Genomic DNA, 20,764 nt, shown 5'->3' with positions numbered 1-20,764 from the left:
ACGCAGATTCAGCCGCCACACCATGGGGAGAGGCGGAACGTGCTCGTTCAAAGGGGATCCGCGTGAAGCAGTCCGGTGCGGTCGGACGCCTGGCGACCTTGCGGCTTTTGGCCCAGCGCTTCGCGTTCGTGTCGCTGATCGTCGCCGCCGTTGCCCTGATGATCCTGGGCAAGGCCGACATCGTGCTGGTCGAGCGTACCCGCAGCCTGGTGGCCGATGCGGTGGCGCCGATTCTGGACGCCATCAGCCGGCCTGCCGCCACCATCAACGAATTCACCGAAAGCGTGCGCGAACTGGCCTCGTTGCGGGCCGAGAACGCCCGTCTGAAGCTGGAAAACCAGCGGCTTTTGCATTGGCAGATGGTGGCGCGCCGCCTGGATGCCGACAATTCCGTCCTGCATGAACAGCTGAACGTGGTGCCCGGCCCCGATCCGGCCTTCATCACCGCGCGGGTCATCGGCGATCTGGGTTCGGCCTATGGCCATTCGATGCTGCTGGGCGCGGGCGCCCGCGACGGCGTGCGCAAGGGCCAGGCGGTCCTGTCGGGCGAGGTGCTGGTCGGCCACATCGCCGAGGTCGGCGAACGCTCCAGCCGCCTGCTGCTGCTGACCGACCTCAATGCCAAGATTCCGGTGGTCGTCGAGGCGTCTCGCACCCGCGCCATCCTGGCCGGCGACAACAAGGACCGGCCGAAGCTCAGCTATATCGCCGGTTCCGCCTCGGTATCGGTGGGCGACCGGGTGGTGACCTCGGCATCGGGCGCCGCCTTCCCGCCGGGTCTGCCGATCGGAGTGGTCGCCTCGACCCATGACGGCATCGCCCGCGTGCAGCCCTTCGTGCGCCGGCACGAGTTGGAATTCGTCGCCATCGTCGATTACGGCCTGGGCGGCGTCTTGCCGTTCGAGCGCCCGCCGATGCCGGAAAAGCGCCGTCGCGGAGGCGACAATTAATGGCCTCGCGCGGAGCCTTCACGTGAAGCCATCGCTGTGGGTTCAGATGGACGGCTGGGTCCGGCACATCGTGCCGACCGGCGTCACGCTGTTCCTGTTGTTCCTGACCGCCATCCCCACCCATATCCCCGGGCTGGCCGGCATCACCCCGATGCTGCCGATGATAGGGGTCTATTACTGGGCGATCTATCGGCCCGATTTGTTGCCGGCCTGGGCCGCCTTCCTGATCGGCCTGCTGCATGACATCATCGCCGGCACGCCGTTCGGGGTGAACGCCCTGGTGATGGTGCTGGTGCAAGGCGTGTCGGCGTCGCAGCGCAAGTTCTTCCTGGGCAAGTCCTTCATGGTGGCGTGGTGGGCGTTCAGCCTGCTGGCCGGCGGGGCGTCGGCGCTGTCTTGGCTGATGACCTCGATCCTGAGCGGGCGGTTGATCGATCCCGGTCCGGCCTTCTTCCAGTATTTCCTGACGCTTGGCCTGTTCCCGCTGCTGACCCGGGTGCTGGCCCGGACCCAGATGGCCTTCCTGAAAGAGGCCTGAGCGGCGCGATGTATCACGACAGCGATCGCTCGAAGATGTTCACCCGCCGTGCCGCCATGCTGGCGGGCGGCAAGACCGCGTTGTTCGGCGCCCTCGTGGCGCGGATGTATTACCTGCAGGTGATCGAGGCCGACAAATACGAGATGGCGGCGCGCGACAACCGCATCTCGATGCGTCTGCTGGCGCCGCCGCGCGGGCTGATCCTTGACCGCAACGGCGTGGCCATGGCGGTCAACCAGCACAATTATCAGGTCCGCGTCATCGCCGAGCAGGCGCCGTCGCTGGACTATACCCTGGACGCCCTGTCGCAGATCATCACGCTGACCGACCACGACCGCGCCCGCATCCACAAGGAAGCCAAGCGGCGCCGTTCCTTCGTGCCGATCACCGTGCGCGAGAACCTGTCGTGGGAGGAAGTCGCCCGAATCGAGGTCAACGCCCCCGATCTGCCCGGCGTGTTGATCGAAGTCGGCCAAAGCCGGTTCTATCCGCTGGAAAGCCTGGGCGCCCACATCCTGGGCTATGTCGCCGCGGTGTCCGAGGCCGACATGACCGGCGACCCGCTCGAGGAACTGCCCGGCTTCAGGATCGGCAAGGCCGGGGTCGAGCGCATCTACGACCTGGCCATGCGCGGGCAGGCCGGAGCCAGCTCGGTCGAGGTCAACGCCGTCGGCCGCGTCATCAACGAGCTTGAGCGCAAGGAAGGCGAGCCCGGCGTCGACCTGGCCCTGACCCTGGACATCCGCCTGCAGGAATACGCCGCCCAGCGCCTGGGCGAGGAATCCGCCTCGGTGGTGGTGATGGACATCCATACCGGCGACCTGCTGGTGATGGCCTCGACGCCGTCCTTCGACCCCAACGCCTTCAATCGCGGCCTGACCCACGACGAGTGGAAGGAATTGTCGACCAATCCGCGCTCGCCTCTGCAGAACAAGGCGATTTCCGGCACCTTCGCGCCCGGCTCGACCTTCAAGCTGGTGGTCGCCCTGGCGGCGCTGGAGGCCGGCGTCATTACCCCAGACCAGACCGTCTTGTGCAAGGGCCACATGGAACTGGGGCCGATCAAGTTCCATTGCTGGAAGAAGGGCGGCCACGGCTCGGTCGATCTGCACAATGCCATCAAGGGCTCGTGCGACGTCTATTTCTATGAAATCGCCCGCCGCGTCGGCATCGACAAGATCGCCGAGGTGGCCAATCGCTTCGGCCTGGGCACGCCCACCGGCGTCGATCTGCCCAACGAGCGGCCGGGCCTGGTGCCCAACCGCGCCTGGAAGCGCAAGTCGCTGAAGCAGCCGTGGCACCCCGGCGAGACCTTGATCAACGGCATCGGCCAGGGTTATTGCCTGACCACCCCGCTGCAATTGGCGGTGATGACCGCGCGGCTGGCCAATGGCGGTTTCCAGGTGGTTCCCCATGTCGCCCGCGACCTGATCGTCGAGAAAAGCGCCTCGGCCCGGCCCGAGCCGGCCTGGCCCAGTTGCGGCGTGTCGCAGAAGAATCTGGCCCTGGTCAGGAAGGGCATGTTCGCCGTGTCCAACGAACCGGGCGGCACCGCGTTCCGCGCCCGCATCGAGCAGGACGGCATGTGGCTGTCGGGCAAGACCGGAACGGCCCAGGTCCGCCGCATCACCTTGCGCGAACGTGAGCAGGGCGTGAAGAAGAACGAGGAATTGCCGTGGAAGGAGCGCGACCACGCCCTGTTCGTCGCCTACGCCCCGGAAGAGAAGCCGCGTTATGCCATCGCCGTGGTGGTCGAACATGGCGGCGGCGGTTCGGCGGTGGCCGCGCCGATCGCGCGCGACATCATGATCGAAGTGCAAAAGCGTGAACGGGCGCGTGCCGCGGCCCCGACGCAAGGCGGTGCCGGATGATGCGGCCGGCACCAAGATTGTCGTTGCAGCTCAACCGCGCCGAATTGTCGTGGCGCGAGAAGCTGTGGCACATCAACTGGACCCTGATCTCGTTGTTGACCACCATTTCCTCGGTGGGCTTCCTGACCCTTTACTCGGCGGCGGGCGGCTCGCTGGAGCCGTGGGCGGTCAAGCAGATGATCCGCTTCGCCATGGGCATCGGCCTGATGGTGGGCGTGGCGGTGATCGACATCCGGGTGTGGATCCGCCACGCCTATGTCTTCTATGCGGTGTCGCTGGTCTTGCTGGTGGCGGTCGAGATCAAGGGCACCATCGGCATGGGGGCGCAGCGCTGGATCGACCTGGGCTTCATCCAGCTGCAGCCGTCGGAACTGACGAAGATCGCCTTGATCCTGACGCTGGCCCGCTATTTTCACGGCGCGGCGATGCAAGATATCGGCCGGCCGACCTTCCTGATCATTCCGCTGCTCTTGGTATTCGCGCCGATCGCCCTGGTGCTGAAGCAGCCCGACCTGGGAACGGCGATGATGCTGTTGATGAGTTCGGGCGCCATCTTCTTCATGGCCGGGGTCAGGATGTGGAAGTTCGGGCTGGTCCTGGCCGGCGGCCTGGGCAGCATCCCGGTCGCCTGGCAGTTCCTGCGCGAGTACCAGAAGAAGCGGGTGATCATCTTCATGAACCCCGAACAGGACCCGCTGGGCGCCGGCTACCACATCACCCAGTCGAAGATCGCGCTGGGCTCGGGAGGCGTGTTCGGCAAGGGCTATATGAGCGGCACCCAAAGCAAGCTCAACTTCCTGCCGGAAAAGCAGACCGACTTCATCTTCACCATGTTCGCCGAGGAATGGGGGCTGATCGGCGGCTTGGTCCTGTTGTTCCTTTATGGGCTGCTGATCGCCTACGGCTATGCCATCGCGCTTCGCTGCCGCAGCCAGTTCGGGCGTCTGGTGGCGCTGGGCATCACCACCACCTTCTTCCTGTACGTCTTCATCAACACCGCCATGGTGATGGGGCTGGTTCCGGTGGTCGGCGTGCCGCTGCCGCTGATCAGCTATGGCGGCACCGCCATGCTGTCCCTGCTGTTCGGCTGGGGCCTGGTGATGAGCGCCTATATCCATCGAGACACCCCGATCGGACGGCGCGGCGCTCTGGACGATTAGGGGCCGGGACAGGCTATACTGTGCGCACGCGCGGATTTTCGGAGAAGGACGAATGGAGGAGACCAAGACGGTCCGGGTGGTGGTCGAAGGCCGGGTGCAGGGCGTGTGGTATCGCGGCTGGACGGTCCAGGAAGCCAACGCCCATGGACTGGACGGTTGGGTGCGCAATCTGTCGGACGGCCGTGTCGAGGCGATCTTCCACGGCCCGGCCGATCGCGTCGATCGCATGATCCAGGCCTGCCGGGCTGGCCCGCCCTCGGCATCGGTTTCGCGCGTGCTGGCCGAGCCGTGGTCGGAACATCCCGGCCATGGCTTCCATCAACGGCCGACGGCCTGAGATTGCAGCGGCCCGGCAGCCACCGGATGCCAGAAAAATCTTGTTTCACGGGGGGCGTAAATTCCCTTTGCAGGGGCGAACGGTTGGCGCTATAAGGACGCCTCCAAGGCGGACGGAGTGTAGCTCAGCCTGGTAGAGCACTGTCTTCGGGAGGCAGGGGCCGGAGGTTCGAATCCTCTCACTCCGACCATTCTTGGATACCCAAAATCCCAATCAACCCTTCGGGTTGGTTGGGATTTTCGTTTCTGGCCTGGCCATGCGGAGCCGGTCGCAGAAGTGCCTACTCCAAAAGTATTGGGCGAAGGGCGGGGTGCTTCATTCGAACGGGGAAAAGTACCCGTCCGGTCAATATGCACAGGGTGGAGGATGCGCTAGGATCGGATCGTTGAAAAGGTCTGGCGCTCATTCCCCACACCCCATGCGCGCCGGATCGGAAATCGGGTCATCCTTGGCGGTTCGTCATCATCCCCCCCCGACGACGCTCCGCCGATACCGGCCGCCGTTCGCACCCCTCCCCCCCCCACTGGCGAACGGCGGCCACCCCTCCCGCCTTTTTTGCATGGTTTCCAGGCAGATCGCGCATTTGCCTAAAGGCTGTGCGGCTGGCTATGATGTCCGCGCTTCCGCCGAAGCTCCGCATGGGGGAACCATGAGCGACATCGAGACCTTGAAGGCCGAAATCAAGAAGCTGTCGACCCAGGCCGTTCAGGCCAAGATGGATCTGCACGATCTGTCCGAGGAATTGCCAACCAACTGGCAGGCGATCCCCGAGGTGGCGAAGAAGTGCTTCGACCTGCACGCCCGCCTGGACGAGGCCCGTAAGACCCTGAAGTCCCTGGTGCCGTGATTTCGAAGTTCGCATCACCATGCGGACATCGAAATCACGACACGATTCAATAAATGGGCGGCGTGCTCACCCACGAATTTCGCGGTGCAAACTTCGTGGGCAGGGCGCCCGCCGGCTAAACCTTAACCCAGTTCGACCATCTCGACGGTGGCGGCGGCGATGGCCCATGGCACGAAGATGCCGGCGACCCGGGCGAAGCGCTCGGGGGCGTCGGTGGCGAGATAGCGCACGCGCGCCTGCTCGGGCGTGCGGGTGGTGGCCAGGCCGCGATTGTCCAGCAGGTCCTCGACCGCGCGCGCCGTGGTGGTGGCCGAATCGATGATGGCGACGTTGGGGCCGACTACCCGGCGCAGCAGCGGCACCAGGGCGGGAAAGTGGGTGCAGCCCAACAGCAGGCAGTCGCCGGCTTCGCCGTCGCCGGCTTCGGCGAACAGCGGGTCCAGGTAATGCCGGGCCATCTGTTCGGCGATCGGTCCGTCGGTCATGCCTTCCTCGACCATCGAAACGAACAGCGGACAGGCCTTCGAGGTCACCCGTGCCCCCGGCCGGGTGTTGTGGATGGCGCGCGGATAGGTGCCGGCCTGCACCGTGCTTTCGGTGGCGATCACCACGATGCGCCCAGCGGCGCTGGCGACACCGGCGGCGGCGGCACCCGGTTCGACCACGCCCATCACCGGCAGCCCGGGATATCTGGCGCGCAGCGCCTCGAGCGCGTGGGCCGACGAGGTGTTGTCGGCCACCACCAGCGCCTTGATGCCCATCGACACCAAAGCCTGGGCCGCCTGCAGGGCGTAATGGCTGACGGCGGCGGCACTTTTGGTGCCATAGGGCAGGCGCGCGGTGTCGCCCAGATAGACCAGGCTTTCCGCCGGCAACCGCTCGCGCAGCGCCTTCAGCACGGTCAGGCCGCCGACCCCGGAATCGAAAACGCCGATCGGCAAATCGCGGTGCGGGCTCATGATCCTTCCTGTCGCCAGTCTGCCTTTGGCCGGCATCATCGGCAAAAGCGGCCTCAATGCAAGGGCTCACGTGAATGGGGTTGGCGCAAGCCCGCAACTCGTCTACCGTCTGGCTCAGGGAGAAGACGAGGGACCGATGACGGACGGTGAGTCCCAGACGTTCGGCAAGGACGTTCTGTTCCAACTGCAGTTCACGCCGATGTTCTCGGGCCTGAAAGAGGCCGACATCCGCAGCCTGACCGAGGGCGCGCGGGTGGTGACGTTCGGTCATGAACATCACCTTTATGGTGAAGGCGACGCGGTGATCGACGTCTATGTCATCCTGGACGGCCATGTCGAATTGTCGACCGAGGTGGACGGCCGGCGCAGCGTCATCGAGGTGGCCCGCAAGGGCACCGTCATCGGCGACGCCGCCCTGTTCGGGGAAGGTCGCTTCCTGATGACCGCCCGGGTGCTGTCGCAGGCGACCTTGCTGGCCATTCCGGCGGCGTCGTTCCGGGCCAAGCTGGAGCCCAGGATCGACATCATCACCCACATGCTGTCGACCATGTCGTTCCGGCTGCGCATGCTGGTCCGCCAGATCGCCGAACTGAAGCTGAAGACCACCGCCCAACGATTGGGCAGTTTTCTGCTGTCGATGGTGACGGCGGACGAGGGGGCTGCCACGGTCCGCTTCCCCTATGACAAGAAGCTGGTGGCCGACGAACTGGGCATGAAGCCGGAAAGCCTGTCCCGGGCGCTTTCGAAGCTGGCCAAGGTGGGCGTCAATTCCAAGGCCGACAACGTGGTGGTGATCGCCGATGTCGATCGCCTGCGCGAGTTCTGCGCCGAAGACGATTTGGGGTAAGGAAGAATGGCCGGTCTTTCCGCTGCCGATCTGGCTTTGTGCGCCAAGGCGCCGTTGTTCGCCGCCCTGGGGGCGGGCGAATTGGAGATGCTGGTCGGCTCGGCCAGCGTGGTCACCTATCCCGAGACCGAATTGCTGTTCAGCCAGGGCGACCCGGCCGATCGGTTTTTCGTGGTGCTGGCGGGCCGCGTCAACATCTTCGCCCTGACCGAGACCGGCGACCAGTCGATCATCGAGGTGTTCGACGGTATCGCCACCTTCGCCGAGGCGGCGATGTTCTCGTCGGGCAAGTTCCCGTTGAATTGCGAGGTGGTGGCGGGCTCGCGGCTGGCCCATGTGCCGGCGGCGCCGTTCTTGAAGCGGCTGGCCGAAAATCCCAAGCTGGGCTTGCATCTGCTGTCCGGTCTGTCGCGCTGGCAGCTGCGGATGATCCAGGAAATCACCGAACTGAAAAGCAAGTCGCCCGGCCAGCGCCTGGCTTCGTTCCTGCTGGCCCTGGCCAAGGACCAGGAAGGCTCGGCCCAGGTGCGGCTGCCGATCACCAAGGCGGTGCTGGCCAGCCGCATCGGAATCGCCCCGGAATCCCTGTCGCGCGCCTTGGCGCGGCTGAAATCGGTGGGCGTCGAAAGCCATGGCCGCGAGGTGGTGTTGACCGATCTCGACGCGTTGCGCCGCTTGGTCCGCGAAGGGGCCAACGATCTCCCTTAACGAACGTCAAGGATTGGAAACCGGCGCTCCCGCAGGGTCAGGAGAGCTTGGATGAAGGCACGCGCATGGCCGAATTGATGGAGAGTAGCGGACGAGAGGCGGGAGGGCCGCCGGGGTGGCTGGCCCAGGCCCTTGACGCCCCCATCCTCGATGTCCGCCCCTCGCTGGCCGATGGCGAGGACCCCTTGGGCCTGATCCTCGACGCCGCCGAGCGGGTCGAATTCGGCGGCTTCCTGGTGATCGACGCTCCGTTCAATCCGTCCCCCTTGCGTCGCGTGCTGGCCGCGCGTGGCTTCTCGTCCTATGGCCGCAGGCTGACTTCGGCCCATTGGCGGGTGTTCTTCCACATGGATGGCGGCCAGGATTGGGAGCGCGACGCCGAAATCGAGATGCTGCCGGAAGGGGCCTTGACCTGGTCCGAGGAAGACGGCCTGCATGTCGATGTGCGCAAGTTGACGCCACCCCTGCCGATGCTGGCCATTCTGCGCCTGATCGACGGTCACCCCGAATTGGCGGCGCTGGTGGTCCACCACGAGCGTCTGCCGCAATTCCTGATTCCGGAATTGGCCGAGCGCGGCTGGCGGGTGGTCCGCTCCACCGAGGATTTCGCCGACGTTCGGCTTTGGTTGGAGAAAGCGGCCTGATGTTTGCCGGCGCCTTCATGATGGGTGCGAAGGACCGGCTGTTGCCGCCGTCGGTGCCCTTTCGCTTCTTCGCCACCGCCACATTGCTGCATGTGGTCGGATGGGCCGTCCTGGCCGCCGGGGCCGGCGATCTGGCCGGCTTCACGGGCGGGCTTGGCCTGCCGCTGGCCGGACTGCACCTGATCACCCTGGGTGTGCTGGCCATGGCCGGCATGGGGGCCGCCTTTCAGATGCTGCCGGTGGCGACCCGGCGCCAGTTGGGTCCGGTGTGGGCCTGCCGCCTGACCTGGGTGTTGTTCACCCCGGGGGTCCTGGTCCTGTCGCTGGGCCTGGCGACCGGGCTGGCCTGGGCGCTGCATGGCGGTGCCACCCTGACGGTGGCGGGGCTGGCCTTGTTCGGCATCCTGATCGGTCGCAATCTGATGCAGGTTTCGGACCTGCCGGGCGTCACCCGCCATGCCTGGCTGGCGGTGGCGTCGCTGGCGGTGCTGGCCGGTCTGGGGCTGGTTCTGGTGGTCGATATCGACCAGGGCTTCCTGCCCGATCGCGCCGCCTTCGCCGCCGCCCACGCCATGGTCGCGGGCTATGGTTTCATGGGCATGCTGGCCATGGGCTTCAGCTATGTGCTGATTCCGATGTTCGTGTTGTCGCAAGGGGTCCCCGACGTGGTCGGCAAGCGGACCGCGTTGCTGTCGGCCGTGGCCCTGGTGCTGGGTGTCGGCGGCGCGCTGGCCGGATGGGGGCCGATTTCGGCCCTTGGCGCCGTGGTCGGCCTGGGCGCCGTGTTCGTCTATCTGAAGGCCCAGGCCGCGGTGCTGAAGGGGCGGATGCGCAAGCGCCTGGAAACCTTCTTCCGACTGGTCAAGGCCGCCTGGGTCCTGTTGCCGCTCGGGCTGCTGGCCGCCATTGCCCTGGCCTTTGGCCTGGCCCCCGACGTCACCGCCCCGTTATGGGGGCTTTTGCTGGTGTTCGGATGGCTGCTGTCCTTCGTCACCGGCATCTTGCAGCGGATCATGCCGTTCCTGGCCTCGATGCATTCGGGGGCCAATGGTGGAAAACCGGTTCTGTTGTCCCATCTGGTATGGGAGCCGGCGCTGACGGTCCATGTGTTTTGCCACGGCGGGGCGGTCTTGCTGTTGGCCGTGGGTCTGATTGTCAAATCGCCGCCCGTCCTGACCGCCGGGGCCGTTCTGGGCCTGGTGGGGGCGGTGTCGTTCGCGTCGTTTACCTGGGTGATGATGCGTCGCTACCTGGCTTATGAAAACGCAAAGAACAAAGGAACCCCCTGATGTTGAACCAGACCCAGATCGGTGCGCTTCTGCACCAGGATCACATGTCCACCATCGAGACCCTGCAGGGCCTTGAAGAATTGTTGGGCAAGCATCGCAAGACGCCGGTGGTCGATGACGATCTGCGTTTCCATTTGAAGCGGCTGGCGCGTACCTTGAAGGCCGAGGTCGAGAAGCATTTCGGTTTCGAGGAAAACCACCTGTTCCCGGTGTTCGTCGAACAGGGCGAGACCGGCATCGTCATGATGCTGACCCACGAGCACCGCTCGATCCTGCCGCTGGCCCTGCAGGTCGCCGACATCGCCGTGGCCGCGCAGGAGCAGGGCTTCACCGACGAGACCTGGCGCAACTTCCGCGATGCCGGGGGCGAACTGGTCGAGCGCGAGATTTTCCACATCCAAAAGGAAGAGATGGGGCTGCTGGCGGCGATTTCCGCCCTGGTCGAACCCGAGGTCGATGCTCGCCTGGCTGATACCTACCGGCAAGTGGTCGGCTGACATGAACGCGGTCCTGATTTCCATTGATGTGGTCCCGACCTTGACTTTCGGGTAGGATGGGCGGCGACCGCGAAGGGGAACTCCAGGATTGGCCGGCCCGTCACCCAGCGAAGATCAAGCGCTTCCGTCGTCCTTGCGGCCTTTGGCCCTTGCGGCTGTCGCCCTGTTGGTTGGAGTGGCGGTCAGCCTGTTCGCCTGGCGCGCCTCGAAGGACGAGGTCGATCGCCTGGTCGCCAGTCGCTTCGACGCCCGTGTCGCCGAGTTGCAGACCGTGCTGGAACAGCGCATGGTCGCCTATCCCCAGGTGTTGCGCGGGATCCAGGCGATGGTGTCGGCGTCGGGCCATCCCAGCCGCGCCGACTGGGCGCGGGTCAACCAGACCCTGCAGGTCGAAAGCATCTATCCCGGCCTGACCGGCACGGTCTATATCCGCTCGGTCCCGGGCGAGCAGCGGACCGCGCTCGAGCGCGAGGTCGCGACCTTCGAGCCCGGTTTCCAGGTCAAGCCGCCCGGCGAGCGGCCCTATTACACCATCGTCACCAGCGTCGAGCCGCGCACGCCCTCGAATCTGCCGGTGATCGGGTCCGACAGTTGGGTCCACCCGGTGCGCCGCGCCACCTTGGAAGCGGCCAGGGACAGCGGCGCCATTCAGATCACCGGCAAGCTGAATTTGGTCATCGACGACAAGCCGACGCCGGCTTTCCTGATGTATCAGGCGATCTATCAAGGTGCCGCGATTCCCGACACGATCGAGGAACGCCGCGCCCGGCTGCTGGGCTTCGCCACCGCCGGCTGCCGGGTCGGCGTGTTGATGCGCACCATCCTGCCGGCCGATCTGAACGATGTCGAGGTGCGGGTCTATGACGGGGCCGAGGCCACCGCCGACGGGCTTTATTTTGACAGCCATCCCGACATCGAGGTCTCGTTCGCCAGCCATCAGGCCCAGCGCGCCGTGCAGATCGGCGGGCGGACCTGGACGGTGATCTACGCCATGCTGCCGGGATTCGCCCAGGCCGCCGAGGGAGCGCTGCCCCGCCAGACCCTGGTCGGCGGACTTCTGGTCAGCCTGCTGTTGACGCTGATCGTGTGGTCGCTGGCCACCACTCGGGCGCGCGCCCAGGCGCTGGCGGTGGATATGACGCGCTCGCTTCGGGCCAGCGAGGCGCGGTTCCGCGAATTGGCCGAGAACATCGACCAGGTCTTCTTCGTCGCCGACCCGCAATACCGCCATTTCGACTATATCAGCCCGTCCTTCGAGCGCATCTGGGGCCGTTCGCGCCAGGAATTGCTGGAAAATCCCGATCGATGGCTGTCCTGGCTGCATCCCGAGGATGTCGAGTCCGTTCGGGCGGTAGTGGCCGAACATGGCGGCGAAGACGATTACGGCACGGAATTTCGCATCGTCCGGGCCGATGGCGAGGTGCGATGGCTGGCGGCCCACGCCTTCAATGTCGCTCGCGCGGCCTCGGAGCCGGCGCGGGTGGTCGGCTTTCATTCCGACATCACCGACCAGAAGGCGGCCGAGGAAAAGATCGCCCGCTATATCAGCGAGGTCGAGGTGTCGAACAACGACCTCGAACAATTCGCCTATGTCGCCAGTCACGATCTGCGCGAGCCGTTACGCATGGTCAGCTCGTATCTGACGCTGCTGGAGCGGCGCTATGGCGACCTCTTGGACGCCGATGGCCGCGAGTTCCTGGATTTCGCCCGCGAGGGGGCCGTGCGGCTGGATCGGCTGGTGCTGGACCTGCTGGGATTCTCGCGCATTCAGCGTCACGGCAATCCGTTGGCGGCGACAAATTTGGCCCAGGTGATGAGCGACGTGCTGCGCAACCTGACGGTGGCGATCCGCGAAAGCGGGGCGGCGATATCGGTCGACCTTGATCGATTGCCGGTGGTCCGTGGCGACCGCGAGCAATTGGTCAGCGTGTTTCAGAACCTGATTGCCAACGCCATCAAGTACCGCTCGCCGGTCCGCCCGGTGCGGATCGCCGTGACCGCCGAGGCCGACGACGGATACTGGCGGCTATCGGTTGCCGACAACGGCATCGGCATCGAGCCGCAATATTTCGACCGCATCTTCCGCATCTTCCAGCGGCTGCACACCCGGGCGGAATATGACGGCACCGGCATCGGGCTGGCGATGTGCAAGCGCATCGTCGAGCGCCATGGCGGCCAGATCTGGGTGCAGTCGGTGGCGGGCGAGGGGGCGACCTTCACTTTCACGCTGCAGGCGGTTCCGCCCAACCCATCCGAGACTTGAGCCGCATCAGGTCGGGCAATCCCACGAAGGACAGGTCCTCATAGACCGCCAGTGCGCCGGTGACGTCCTCGTCATGGGCATAGGTGCTGCGGGTCACCACCACATCCAAACCGGCGCCCCGGGCCGACAGCACGCCGTTCCTGGTGTCCTCGATCGCCAGGCAGCGAACAGCGGGCAATTCCAGCCGTTCCAGCACGAAGCGATAGACCGCCGGGTCGGGCTTCTTGATCGGCGCGTCGTCGGCGCAGGCCAACACCTTGAACCAGTCATGGCCGGCCCCGCCGGTGGCGCCGTCCAGCAGGGCCAGCAGGTTGGCCCGGGTGGTGGTGGTGGCCACCGCCAGCGTCAGGCCACACTCCAAAGCCTGGGTGATCAGCCGTTCAATTCCCGGCCGCAGCGGCACCGCACCGGTGGCGACGAAGGTCGTGTAGATCTCGGTCTTGCGACGGTGCAGGGCGTCGATCAGCGTGTCGTCAACATTGGCTCCGGCATACGAGCGCATGCGCTCCTTGCCGCCCGACACCTTCAGCAGGCGCCCGTACAAAAGCGGGTCCCAGTGCCAGTCCAGCCCGAACTCGGCGAAGGTCTGGTTGAAGGCCTTGCGGTGGGCTTCCTCGGTTTCGGCCAGGGTGCCGTCGACGTCGAATATCAGGGCGTTCAGCATGGGCCAAGTCTATGACAGGCCGGTGCCCTGCCGCCACGCCCCTGCCGGGTGGGACGGCTCACCCCCCGAAGAGTGCCGGCGCCCAGCCCCAAGCGACGGCCACCACCCCGGCGGCCGCGGGAATCAGCGCCACCAGGCGCCGCAACGGCGGGCAGGGCGCCATCACCCGCCAGCCCAGCCACAGGCTCCAGACGATGCCGGCCAGGAACAACATGCCCTTTGCGGTTCCGGCCCATGGCCCCAGCGGCTGGAACAGCGTGCCGCCCAACCCGACCACCAACGACACCATGGCCACCGGGGCGAACAGATAGCCGACCTGGGCGAAGGGTCGGCCCGACAGCCGGGCGATGGCGGCGGTGAGCGTCGCCAGCACGGCGGTCATCGCCGCCATCACGCCCAGCATGAAGCCCGAGATCATCAGGAAATCCAGCCACAGGAACACTTCGCGCCGCTCGGGGTGCACGCTCATCAGCCAGGCCGGACCGGGAGAGACCAGCCAGTACAGCTCGGCCTCGATGGCCCATTCCGCCAGCGCCTGGCGCCATTCCTGATAGATCGGCAGCACCAGCCACAGGAAACCGCCCAGCGCCACTCCGGTTCCCAGGAACAAGAACCACACCTCGGCGATGTTGGGATGGTGGTGGGCGATCCGTTCGATCTCGGTGCCGGGGCGGCGCAGACGGATTTCCAGCGCGCCCCTGGCCTGGGGGTTGACGCAGCGCAGGCATTGGATGCAATGGCGGCTTTCTTGCTTGCGCGGCAGGTCGATCATGGTCGGGCAGACGCCCTTTTCGGTCCAGGCATCGCCGCCCGGCACCGGGTTCTTGGGGGCGAACTGCACCGCGCCCAGGCGCGAGAACACGCCCAACAGCAGGCCGATCGGGCAGGCGTGACGGCACCAGGCCCGCTTCTTGCGGCCATACAGGAAGCCCAAAAGGATGGCGGCCAGAAGGGTGCCGCCGAACACTTCCAGCGCCGCTTCCGCATGGTCGCGCACGCCGACGGTCTGGCCCAGGATGGTGACGACCAGGAAGCTTGCGACTGGCGTGCCTTCCCAGCGCAGCCAGGCCGGGATGGCCCATTTCGGCCCTTTGGCGTTGGCCCATTCGGCCGCCGCCCCCATCGGGCACAACAGGCCGCACCACGAGCGGCCGGTAAAGATCACCGACAGGAACACCAGCGGGAACCACAGGCCCCACAGGGCGAAGTTGGCGAAGCTGGTCCAGTGGGTCAGCGGCGTGGAATCGCCCGGCGGATCGGGCAGGAAGACCGGAACCAGGATGATCGCGACGAACACCACCGCCATGGCGGCGTGCAGCCAGACCAGGCGGTGGCGATGGGCGACCAGGAAGGCTTCCAGCCCCTTCATGCCGGTCGTCTCTTGCGCCGGGCGGCGTGCCAGACCAGGGCGGCCAGCATCGGCGTCAGCAGCAGCGCCTGGGCGGCCAGTCCCTCGGCGGTGGGGAACAGGCCCAGCCATTCCAGTTTGGGCCAGCCGTCCAGCGGGGTGATCGGCAGCCAGCGACCTTCCTGCAATTCCAGCACGCCCTTGCCGGCGAACGATACCGCCAGCACGAACAGCAAGCCGGCGGTGGCGGTGAAGAACAGCCCCAGCGGCAGGCGAAGCGACAGATGGCGCATGGCGAGGTAAAGGACCGCCAGGGCGATGGCGGCGACGACGAAGCCGCCGACCAGGGCTGGCCCCTGGCCGGGCGATGACAGGGCCAGGGCTTGATAGAACAGCACGGTCTCGGCGCCTTCGCGGAACACCGCCAGGAAGGCGGCCAGGCCCAGGGTCCACAACCGCCCACTTTGCGCGGCACCGACGACCTGGCCTTGGACATAGGCCTGCCAGGCAGCGGCCTCGCGTTTGGACAGCAGCCAGAAGCTGACATGGAACAGCACCATGGCGGCAACCAGCAAGATCACCCCTTCCAGCACCTCCTGTCCCGCGCCCGACAGGTGGATGACCCGGTCGAACAGCCAGGCGGCGACCAGGCTGAACAAGACGGCCAGGCCGACGCCCTGCCAAATCACGCCCATCTTGTCGTCCTGGCCCGACCGGCGCAGCCAGGCGACCAGGGCGGTGACCACCAGCATCGCCTCGATGCCTTCGCGCAGTAAGATCAGCAGCGATTGCAAGAAGGCCTGGAACGGCCCGGTCGGCGGTTCCAGTGCCGCCAGGGTGGCGGTCTCCAGCAAGGCTTTCAGAGTGTTCCACTTGGCCTGCAACTCGGCCGGCGGGCGGCCTTGGCCGGCCAGGCCGATGATCTCGCCGAACAGGGCCTCCAGCGCGGTCTTGTCGCTGGCCGAGCACACCCCGATGGCCTGCTCCAGCCCGGATTCCTCGAACACGTCGAAATAAAGGTCCGAGAAGGCATCGCCGGTGGCGCGGCCCTGGGCCGGGTCATAGGCTGCGATCAATTGGTCGCCGCGGGCGGCCAGGGTGCGGGCGGCGGCGGCCAGATCGGTCTCGGCGGCGCGGACCGGGAAGGCGGTCAGCACCAGCACGGCCAGAATGATCAGGCGGCGGATCATTGGTTCACCGCGAAGACGTCGGGCGGCACGCCCTGGGCGTCCAGCCGGGCCGCGTCGTCCATCAGGCCCGAGCGCAAGGCCAAGATGATGGCGGCGCGTTCGGGCTCCGGCGCGGCACGGGTGATGGCCTTGCGCAGATCGGCGAATCCCTTCTCGCGCAAGATGGCGGCCTTGGCGCCGATTTCCTTGCGGATGGCGGCTTCCATCTTGGAATTCTCGAACAGGTCGAAATAGGCGGCGGTGACCGCTTGCTTGGCGTCCTCGGGCTTTCCGGCCTGGGTCATTGCTTCGGCCCGCGCCAATGCCTGGTCGATGTCGGTGGCGATCTTGCGCCAGTGGTTGGTCTCGGCCGCAAGAGAGGGAACGGCCACCACTATCGCCATCAACAAGGCCAGGCCCCAAGCGGCCACCGCCGCCCGGCCCATCAGTAACCGCCCTTCTTGCCGGTCGAGCCGGCATAGGCGAAATCCCACTCGACGGTGAAGGGCTGCCACCACTTGCCGACGCCGGTTTCCTTGTCGGTGTGGCGCAGGAAGCCGTGGGCGCCCGGCGCGATGCGATAGACGACGTGGTACTTGCCGGCCCCGTCCATCTTGACGTTATCGCCGTAATGGGGGCCGTCGGAAGCCACCATCGGCACCAGCTTGCCGGTCTTCTTGAAGGCGCCGCCCTTCTTGGTCAGTTCGTATTCGACCTCGAGATAGGGCACCCACTCGCCCTCGCCGAAGCCGTTATTGTTGCCCTTGATGGCCTTGATGTCTGCTTCCAGATGGATGTCGGTCTGGGCGTGGTGGGCATGCGCCGGTTCCATGGTCACCGCCTGCAGATAGACGCCGGCGATCGACATGCCGTTCTTCTCGACCGGATCGCCGATCGGCTGCTCGCCGGCCAGGGCCGGAACGGAAAGCGCCAGGGCGCAGGCAAGGACGGCGGGAACGGCCAGGGCGGTCATCGTCTTCATGAATATCCCCATTTCGGTACAGCGAATGAGAACCACTCGCAACATATGACCAATAACAAGTCCGGACGGGGAATGCAAATGCGAATCACTATCGCATACGGAGGGGTGTGCCCATACCATATGGATCATTCGTAAGCGGGGCATAAGTCCGGGCACGCAGATGCAGCATAACCCTCGCCCCTTTGTGGGAGAGGGTGGCCGCGAAGCGGCCGGGTGAGGGGCGCGCGCGTCGGCGCGCCATATGATCTGTTTGATATAATGACGTTTTTTACGCGCTCGCCGCGCGTAAGCCCCCTCACCCCCGCGCTTCGCGCGGACCCTCTCCCACAAGGGGCGAGGGTTATGCTGCGCTTGAGTGCCCGGACTTTTGCCCCGCTTACGATCATTCGAATCAGGGCTCAGAAATCGTTGGTCTTCTCGATGCGGTCGAGAACCGGCCAGAATTCCAGGAAGATCCGTTCCTTGTCGGAATCTCCGCGTCCGCCCTGGTCGGGGTGGAAGTGGCGGGCGAACGCGCGCTTGGCGTCGCGGAAACGATTGTCCGCCGCGCCCGGACCCGGCGACACCGCCCGGGCCTTGGCGGCATCCAGGGCGTCCTTCAGCAATTCCAGCTTGTTGTTGGCGATGCGCAGTTCGTCCTCGGCCATCATGGCGCGGGCCAGGGCGGCGTTCAGGCGGGCGTCGGTGTCTGATCCGCCCCCCCGGGGCGATTGCCCGGCCTGGTGCATCTCGATGCTGGCAAGCTGGGCCCTGAGGTCGGCCACAGTGCGTTCCGATGCGGCAAGGCTGGCCCGGTGTTCGCTGTCCAGCGTCTGGCGCAGGCGGGTCAGCGCGTCGGAATGGTCGGCGCCCTGGCGTTCGAGATCGCGGGCATGGTTCAGGCGCAGGCGGGCCAGGTCGGCCTCCAGCTCGCCGATGCGGCCGGTCGCCTCGATCAGGCGGCGGTCCAGTTCGCCCCGCTGCTGGTCGGCCTCGCGGTGCAGACGTTCGATGTCCTGGCGGTGCTGGTCGGCCAGTCGGGCGCGGTCGTCGGGAGGGGCGCCGGTCTGCCCCTTATCCCTTTGGCGGGCCAATTCGTCGGCCAGCGCCCCAATCCGGGCGTCGGCCTCGGCGGTGGCGCGGGCAAGCGCGCGGGTGTGGCGCTCGTTCAATTCGGTGATTTCGCGCAGATTGGCGATGCGCAGGCGGGCCAACTCGGCGTCTTGTTCCTGAATCCTGGCGGTCAGCGTCGAATTGTCGGCCTGGGGACTTTGCTCCTGCGACCGGGCCAGGCGCTCGGCAAGCTCGCGGCGTTCGGCCTGGACGGCGGCCAGGCTGTCCAGCGCCTTGCGCAGGCGGGCGTCGGCGCCGGCCTCGGATTGGCTGCGGGTCTGGTCGATCTGGTCGGCCAGCTCTTGCTTTTCGGCGGCATGCTGTAGGGTCAGACGCTGATGCTCGGCCTGCAGGGCGGCCAACTGGTCCAGCACGCTGCGCAGATTGGCATCGGCGATGGCGGTGACCTCTTCGCGGACACGCTCCAGGTCGGCGGCCTGGCAGGCCCGCTCGGTGGCGGCCTGTTGCTGCAGAAGGGCGATCTCGGCCTGGGCTCGGCCGATCTCGCGTTTGATGAACTCGGCCTGGTGGACCGCCAGGTCCTGCAGCTTGCGCTTGGTGTCGGCCTTGGTCTGCTCGAGCTGGCTGGTCAGGGCGTTGATCTGGGTGCGGGCGTCGGCCAGTTCGGCGTCGGTCTGGCGCTGGCGGCTATCGGCGCTGGCGGCGATGGCCGCCCGGGCCGCATCCATTTCGCGGGCATGGTTTTGTTCGCGTTCGGCCAGCTCGGCTTCCAGCAAGGCGACACGGTCCAGGCCGCGTTGGATATGGCCGTCGGCCTCGACCTCGGCCTCGCGCCGTTCGCGGGTCAGTTCCTCGGCATGGCGCTCGGCGATGCGGCCCAGTTCGCGTAAGTAGCCGTCGCGCTCCTCCTTCAGGCGGATTTCCAACTGACGCCGGTCGGCCTGGGCCTGGGTCAGTTGATCCAGGGTCTGGCGCAAGTGGGCGTCGCCGGTTTCGGCCATGGCGGCGCGGGTCTTTTCCAGTTCCGTCGCATGCCAGCGGGCGGCGGTTTCCTGTGCGGCCTCCAGGCTGGCGATGCGGTCCAGCGCCTGCTGCAGGGTTTCCTGGGCCTGCGCCGACAATTCGGTGCGCAGACGGATCTGTTCCTCGGAATGGCGATCGGTCTGTTCGCGCATTTCCTGGGCGTGGGAGTGCAGCAACTCGCCGACACGCTCTTCCAGCAGCGAGCGGTGGCGGCCGGCCTCGGCCAGGGCGGCAGCATGTTCGGCGGTCAGTTCGGCCAGGTGGGTCCGCGCCGCCTGTTCGGCGGCCTGGCGGTCGCTCTCGGCCTGGTGGATGGTCTGGCGCAGCTTGTCCTCGGCCTCGCGCAGGCTTGCGGCCAGTTCGCGGGCATGGGCGTCGGCGGCCCGACCGCTTTCATCCTCGTGGGCCATCAGCAGGTCGCGGATGCGATTTTCCAGCAAGCCCTGGCGGCGATGGGAGTCTTCCAGTTCCGCCTGATGGGCGACCAGCAGATCGACGCGCCGGCCTTCCTCGGCCCGGGCGCTTTCGGCCATGGCGGCCTGGAGTGCCGCCTGGTGGGCGGCTTCCTGCTCGGCCACCTCCTGGGCGTGGGTACTGGCCATCCGCTCGATCTCGGCCTTCAGGCTGGCGCTCTCTCTCGCCCCTTCGGCCAGCTTCTGCTCGGCCTCCTGCAGGGCAGCGTCCAGGGCGGCGCGGGTGGCGGCGATCTTGGCCTGTTGTTCGGCTTCCAGGTCCAGCCGCAGACGGTCGAACTCGGTGCGATGGGCCAATTGCGTCTCGGCCGCCTTGCGCACGCTGGCCTCGTCCTTGTGGGCCGCCTCGGCCCGCAATTGCTGGGTCTCGGCCTCCCACCGGGCAATTTGCGCGGCGTGGTCGTGGCGGGCCCGCTCTTCGGTCGCGGCCATTTCGGCGATCAGGATTTCCGCCGCCTGCTGCTGCCGGGCCATTTCGGTGCGCAGCTGGGCCACCGCCTGGGCCTGGGCCTCCTGCGCCTGGTTCAGCGTTTCTTCCAGGGTGCGGGCATGCTCGGCCTGCTGGGCCTTCAGGCGGCGCTCCAGCTCCTCGACCCGGTCCAAGGCCTTCTGCAGCGGACCTTCCGAGATGGCGGCCGCCTCGTTCCTGGCCCGCGCCACCTCGGTCTCGCAGGTCTGCTGCAACTGGTTGGTCAGCTGTTCCAGCTTGCTGGTCCGCTCGCGCGAGGCGGCCAGTTCGCGCTGGATCTCCAACAGCGAGCGTTCGGCATCTTGTTGCAGCTCGGCGCGCAGCTTGGCGACATCGACGCCCTTTTCCTGGCGGACGCGGTCGATGTCCTTGGCGTGCTGGGCGGCCAGGCTTTCCAACTGGGCGGCATGGTCCTTTTGCAGCCGGCTCAGTTCGCGTTCGTAATTGTCGAAGATCTTCGACAAATGGCCCATGTCGGCCAATTCCGGCCGCTTGCGCCCGCCCATGCGCCACATCCAATAGCGCAAATTCTGCCCCAGCCCGTCCTTCTCGACGGGCAGCGCGGGAATCACACCATCCTCGGCGCCGGGCGTCAGCAGACGCTCGGTCAGCGCAAGGGCGGTGGAAAGGTCGGCATCCTTGCCGGCTTTATAGGGCGGTGGCTCGCTCATGG

At 66.5% G+C, this 20,764-nt stretch carries 19 protein-coding genes and 1 tRNA gene; 13 read left to right on the top strand and 7 right to left on the bottom strand.

Features of this window, described 5'->3' with window-relative positions; all coding sequences use genetic code 11:
• Window positions 1-62: 62 nt before the first annotated feature.
• The 7 genes from mreC to MTBLM5_RS04665 all read left to right on the top strand — a co-directional run bounded on the left by mreC (window position 63) and on the right by MTBLM5_RS04665 (window position 5,703).
• A complete protein-coding gene (mreC, locus tag MTBLM5_RS04695; protein ID WP_173974635.1) occupies window positions 63-950 on the top strand; it encodes a rod shape-determining protein MreC in 888 nt (295 codons plus the stop codon).
• Between the two features lie 22 nt (window positions 951-972).
• Window positions 973-1,488 carry a rod shape-determining protein MreD gene (mreD, locus tag MTBLM5_RS04690; protein ID WP_173974634.1) on the top strand — a complete coding sequence of 172 codons (516 nt, stop codon included), beginning with the start codon at window positions 973-975 and terminating at the stop codon, window positions 1,486-1,488.
• 8 nt (window positions 1,489-1,496) lie between these two features.
• On the top strand, window positions 1,497-3,359 hold the full coding sequence (gene mrdA / locus MTBLM5_RS04685; protein WP_173974633.1) for a penicillin-binding protein 2: 1,863 nt from the start codon (window positions 1,497-1,499) through the stop codon (window positions 3,357-3,359).
• A complete protein-coding gene (gene rodA / locus MTBLM5_RS04680; RefSeq protein WP_173974632.1) occupies window positions 3,356-4,519 on the top strand; it encodes a rod shape-determining protein RodA in 1,164 nt (387 codons plus the stop codon). Before mrdA ends, rodA begins: the two co-directional genes overlap by 4 nt.
• Window positions 4,520-4,571: 52 nt before the next feature.
• Window positions 4,572-4,856 carry an acylphosphatase gene (locus MTBLM5_RS04675; RefSeq protein ID WP_068499076.1) on the top strand — a complete coding sequence of 95 codons (285 nt, stop codon included), beginning with the start codon at window positions 4,572-4,574 and terminating at the stop codon, window positions 4,854-4,856.
• Window positions 4,857-4,969: 113 nt separating this feature from the next.
• Window positions 4,970-5,046 (top strand) — tRNA-Pro (locus MTBLM5_RS04670).
• 459 nt (window positions 5,047-5,505) lie between these two features.
• Window positions 5,506-5,703 carry a CCE_0567 family metalloprotein gene (locus MTBLM5_RS04665; protein WP_173974631.1) on the top strand — a complete coding sequence of 66 codons (198 nt, stop codon included), beginning with the start codon at window positions 5,506-5,508 and terminating at the stop codon, window positions 5,701-5,703.
• A 122-nt stretch (window positions 5,704-5,825) separates the two neighbouring features.
• Here the strand turns inward: MTBLM5_RS04665 and murI are convergent, their stop codons facing one another.
• The gene (gene murI, locus MTBLM5_RS04660) at window positions 5,826-6,662 is read right to left on the bottom strand and encodes a glutamate racemase (RefSeq protein ID WP_173974630.1); all 837 of its coding nucleotides are present in this window, start codon (window positions 6,660-6,662) and stop codon (window positions 5,826-5,828) included.
• Window positions 6,663-6,798: 136 nt separating this feature from the next.
• Between murI and MTBLM5_RS04655 the strand changes: the two genes are divergently transcribed.
• The 6 genes from MTBLM5_RS04655 to MTBLM5_RS04630 all read left to right on the top strand — a co-directional run bounded on the left by MTBLM5_RS04655 (window position 6,799) and on the right by MTBLM5_RS04630 (window position 12,910).
• The gene (locus MTBLM5_RS04655) at window positions 6,799-7,509 is read left to right on the top strand and encodes a Crp/Fnr family transcriptional regulator (protein ID WP_173974629.1); all 711 of its coding nucleotides are present in this window, start codon (window positions 6,799-6,801) and stop codon (window positions 7,507-7,509) included.
• A gap of 6 nt (window positions 7,510-7,515) precedes the next feature.
• Window positions 7,516-8,217: a Crp/Fnr family transcriptional regulator gene (locus tag MTBLM5_RS04650; protein ID WP_173974628.1), complete on the top strand. Its 702-nt coding sequence runs from the start codon at window positions 7,516-7,518 to the stop codon at window positions 8,215-8,217.
• 47 nt (window positions 8,218-8,264) lie between these two features.
• A complete protein-coding gene (locus tag MTBLM5_RS04645; RefSeq protein WP_254430910.1) occupies window positions 8,265-8,861 on the top strand; it encodes a DUF2249 domain-containing protein in 597 nt (198 codons plus the stop codon).
• Window positions 8,861-10,150, top strand: a complete 1,290-nt coding sequence (locus MTBLM5_RS04640) for a hypothetical protein (RefSeq protein WP_173974627.1) — start codon at window positions 8,861-8,863, stop codon at window positions 10,148-10,150. Before MTBLM5_RS04645 ends, MTBLM5_RS04640 begins: the two co-directional genes overlap by 1 nt.
• On the top strand, window positions 10,150-10,647 hold the full coding sequence (locus MTBLM5_RS04635) for a hemerythrin domain-containing protein (protein ID WP_173974626.1): 498 nt from the start codon (window positions 10,150-10,152) through the stop codon (window positions 10,645-10,647). The genes MTBLM5_RS04640 and MTBLM5_RS04635 overlap by 1 nt, the downstream gene beginning before the upstream one ends.
• A 142-nt stretch (window positions 10,648-10,789) precedes the next feature.
• Window positions 10,790-12,910, top strand: a complete 2,121-nt coding sequence (locus MTBLM5_RS04630) for a CHASE domain-containing protein (protein WP_173974625.1) — start codon at window positions 10,790-10,792, stop codon at window positions 12,908-12,910.
• On the opposite strand, the gene MTBLM5_RS04625 is transcribed toward MTBLM5_RS04630, so the two are convergent.
• The 6 genes from MTBLM5_RS04625 to MTBLM5_RS04600 all read right to left on the bottom strand — a co-directional run bounded on the left by MTBLM5_RS04625 (window position 12,870) and on the right by MTBLM5_RS04600 (window position 20,762).
• Window positions 12,870-13,574: an HAD-IA family hydrolase gene (locus MTBLM5_RS04625; RefSeq protein ID WP_173974624.1), complete on the bottom strand. Its 705-nt coding sequence runs from the start codon at window positions 13,572-13,574 to the stop codon at window positions 12,870-12,872. The genes MTBLM5_RS04630 and MTBLM5_RS04625 overlap by 41 nt on opposite strands.
• 58 nt (window positions 13,575-13,632) lie before the next feature.
• Window positions 13,633-14,943, bottom strand: coding sequence for a 4Fe-4S binding protein (locus tag MTBLM5_RS04620; RefSeq protein WP_173974623.1), 1,311 nt, complete (start codon window positions 14,941-14,943; stop codon window positions 13,633-13,635).
• Window positions 14,940-16,112: an FTR1 family protein gene (locus MTBLM5_RS04615; RefSeq protein ID WP_173974622.1), complete on the bottom strand. Its 1,173-nt coding sequence runs from the start codon at window positions 16,110-16,112 to the stop codon at window positions 14,940-14,942. Before MTBLM5_RS04615 ends, MTBLM5_RS04620 begins: the two co-directional genes overlap by 4 nt.
• Window positions 16,109-16,537: a hypothetical protein gene (locus tag MTBLM5_RS04610; protein ID WP_173974621.1), complete on the bottom strand. Its 429-nt coding sequence runs from the start codon at window positions 16,535-16,537 to the stop codon at window positions 16,109-16,111. Before MTBLM5_RS04610 ends, MTBLM5_RS04615 begins: the two co-directional genes overlap by 4 nt.
• Window positions 16,537-17,055 (bottom strand): iron transporter, encoded by a 519-nt coding sequence (locus tag MTBLM5_RS04605; protein WP_371813999.1) that lies wholly within the window; start codon window positions 17,053-17,055, stop codon window positions 16,537-16,539. Before MTBLM5_RS04605 ends, MTBLM5_RS04610 begins: the two co-directional genes overlap by 1 nt.
• A gap of 416 nt (window positions 17,056-17,471) precedes the next feature.
• Window positions 17,472-20,762 (bottom strand): hypothetical protein, encoded by a 3,291-nt coding sequence (locus tag MTBLM5_RS04600; protein ID WP_173974619.1) that lies wholly within the window; start codon window positions 20,760-20,762, stop codon window positions 17,472-17,474.
• Window positions 20,763-20,764: the final 2 nt, after the last annotated feature.

Source organism: Magnetospirillum sp. LM-5, from assembly GCF_902729445.1.
Lineage (GTDB): Bacteria > Pseudomonadota > Alphaproteobacteria > Rhodospirillales > Magnetospirillaceae > Magnetospirillum.
The sequence above is the reverse complement of the archived record's forward strand: the minus strand, read 5'-3'. Positions and strand labels throughout refer to the sequence as shown.

Bases quoted from the DNA above. Each gene is read 5' to 3' on its own strand.
- mrdA (WP_173974633.1), top strand. From the start codon at position 1,497: ATGTATCACGACAGCGATCGCTCGAAGATGTTCACCCGCCGTGCCGCC.
- rodA (WP_173974632.1), top strand. From the start codon at position 3,356: ATGATGCGGCCGGCACCAAGATTGTCGTTGCAGCTCAACCGCGCCGAA.
- MTBLM5_RS04640 (WP_173974627.1), top strand. From the start codon at position 8,861: ATGTTTGCCGGCGCCTTCATGATGGGTGCGAAGGACCGGCTGTTGCCG.
- MTBLM5_RS04635 (WP_173974626.1), top strand. From the start codon at position 10,150: ATGTTGAACCAGACCCAGATCGGTGCGCTTCTGCACCAGGATCACATG.
- MTBLM5_RS04620 (WP_173974623.1), bottom strand. From the start codon at position 14,943: ATGAAGGGGCTGGAAGCCTTCCTGGTCGCCCATCGCCACCGCCTGGTC.
- MTBLM5_RS04650 (WP_173974628.1), top strand. From the start codon at position 7,516: ATGGCCGGTCTTTCCGCTGCCGATCTGGCTTTGTGCGCCAAGGCGCCG.
- MTBLM5_RS04675 (WP_068499076.1), top strand. From the start codon at position 4,572: ATGGAGGAGACCAAGACGGTCCGGGTGGTGGTCGAAGGCCGGGTGCAG.
- MTBLM5_RS04600 (WP_173974619.1), bottom strand. From the start codon at position 20,762: ATGAGCGAGCCACCGCCCTATAAAGCCGGCAAGGATGCCGACCTTTCC.
- MTBLM5_RS04615 (WP_173974622.1), bottom strand. From the start codon at position 16,112: ATGATCCGCCGCCTGATCATTCTGGCCGTGCTGGTGCTGACCGCCTTC.
- MTBLM5_RS04625 (WP_173974624.1), bottom strand. From the start codon at position 13,574: ATGCTGAACGCCCTGATATTCGACGTCGACGGCACCCTGGCCGAAACC.
- MTBLM5_RS04610 (WP_173974621.1), bottom strand. From the start codon at position 16,537: ATGGGCCGGGCGGCGGTGGCCGCTTGGGGCCTGGCCTTGTTGATGGCG.
- murI (WP_173974630.1), bottom strand. From the start codon at position 6,662: ATGAGCCCGCACCGCGATTTGCCGATCGGCGTTTTCGATTCCGGGGTC.
- MTBLM5_RS04655 (WP_173974629.1), top strand. From the start codon at position 6,799: ATGACGGACGGTGAGTCCCAGACGTTCGGCAAGGACGTTCTGTTCCAA.
- MTBLM5_RS04665 (WP_173974631.1), top strand. From the start codon at position 5,506: ATGAGCGACATCGAGACCTTGAAGGCCGAAATCAAGAAGCTGTCGACC.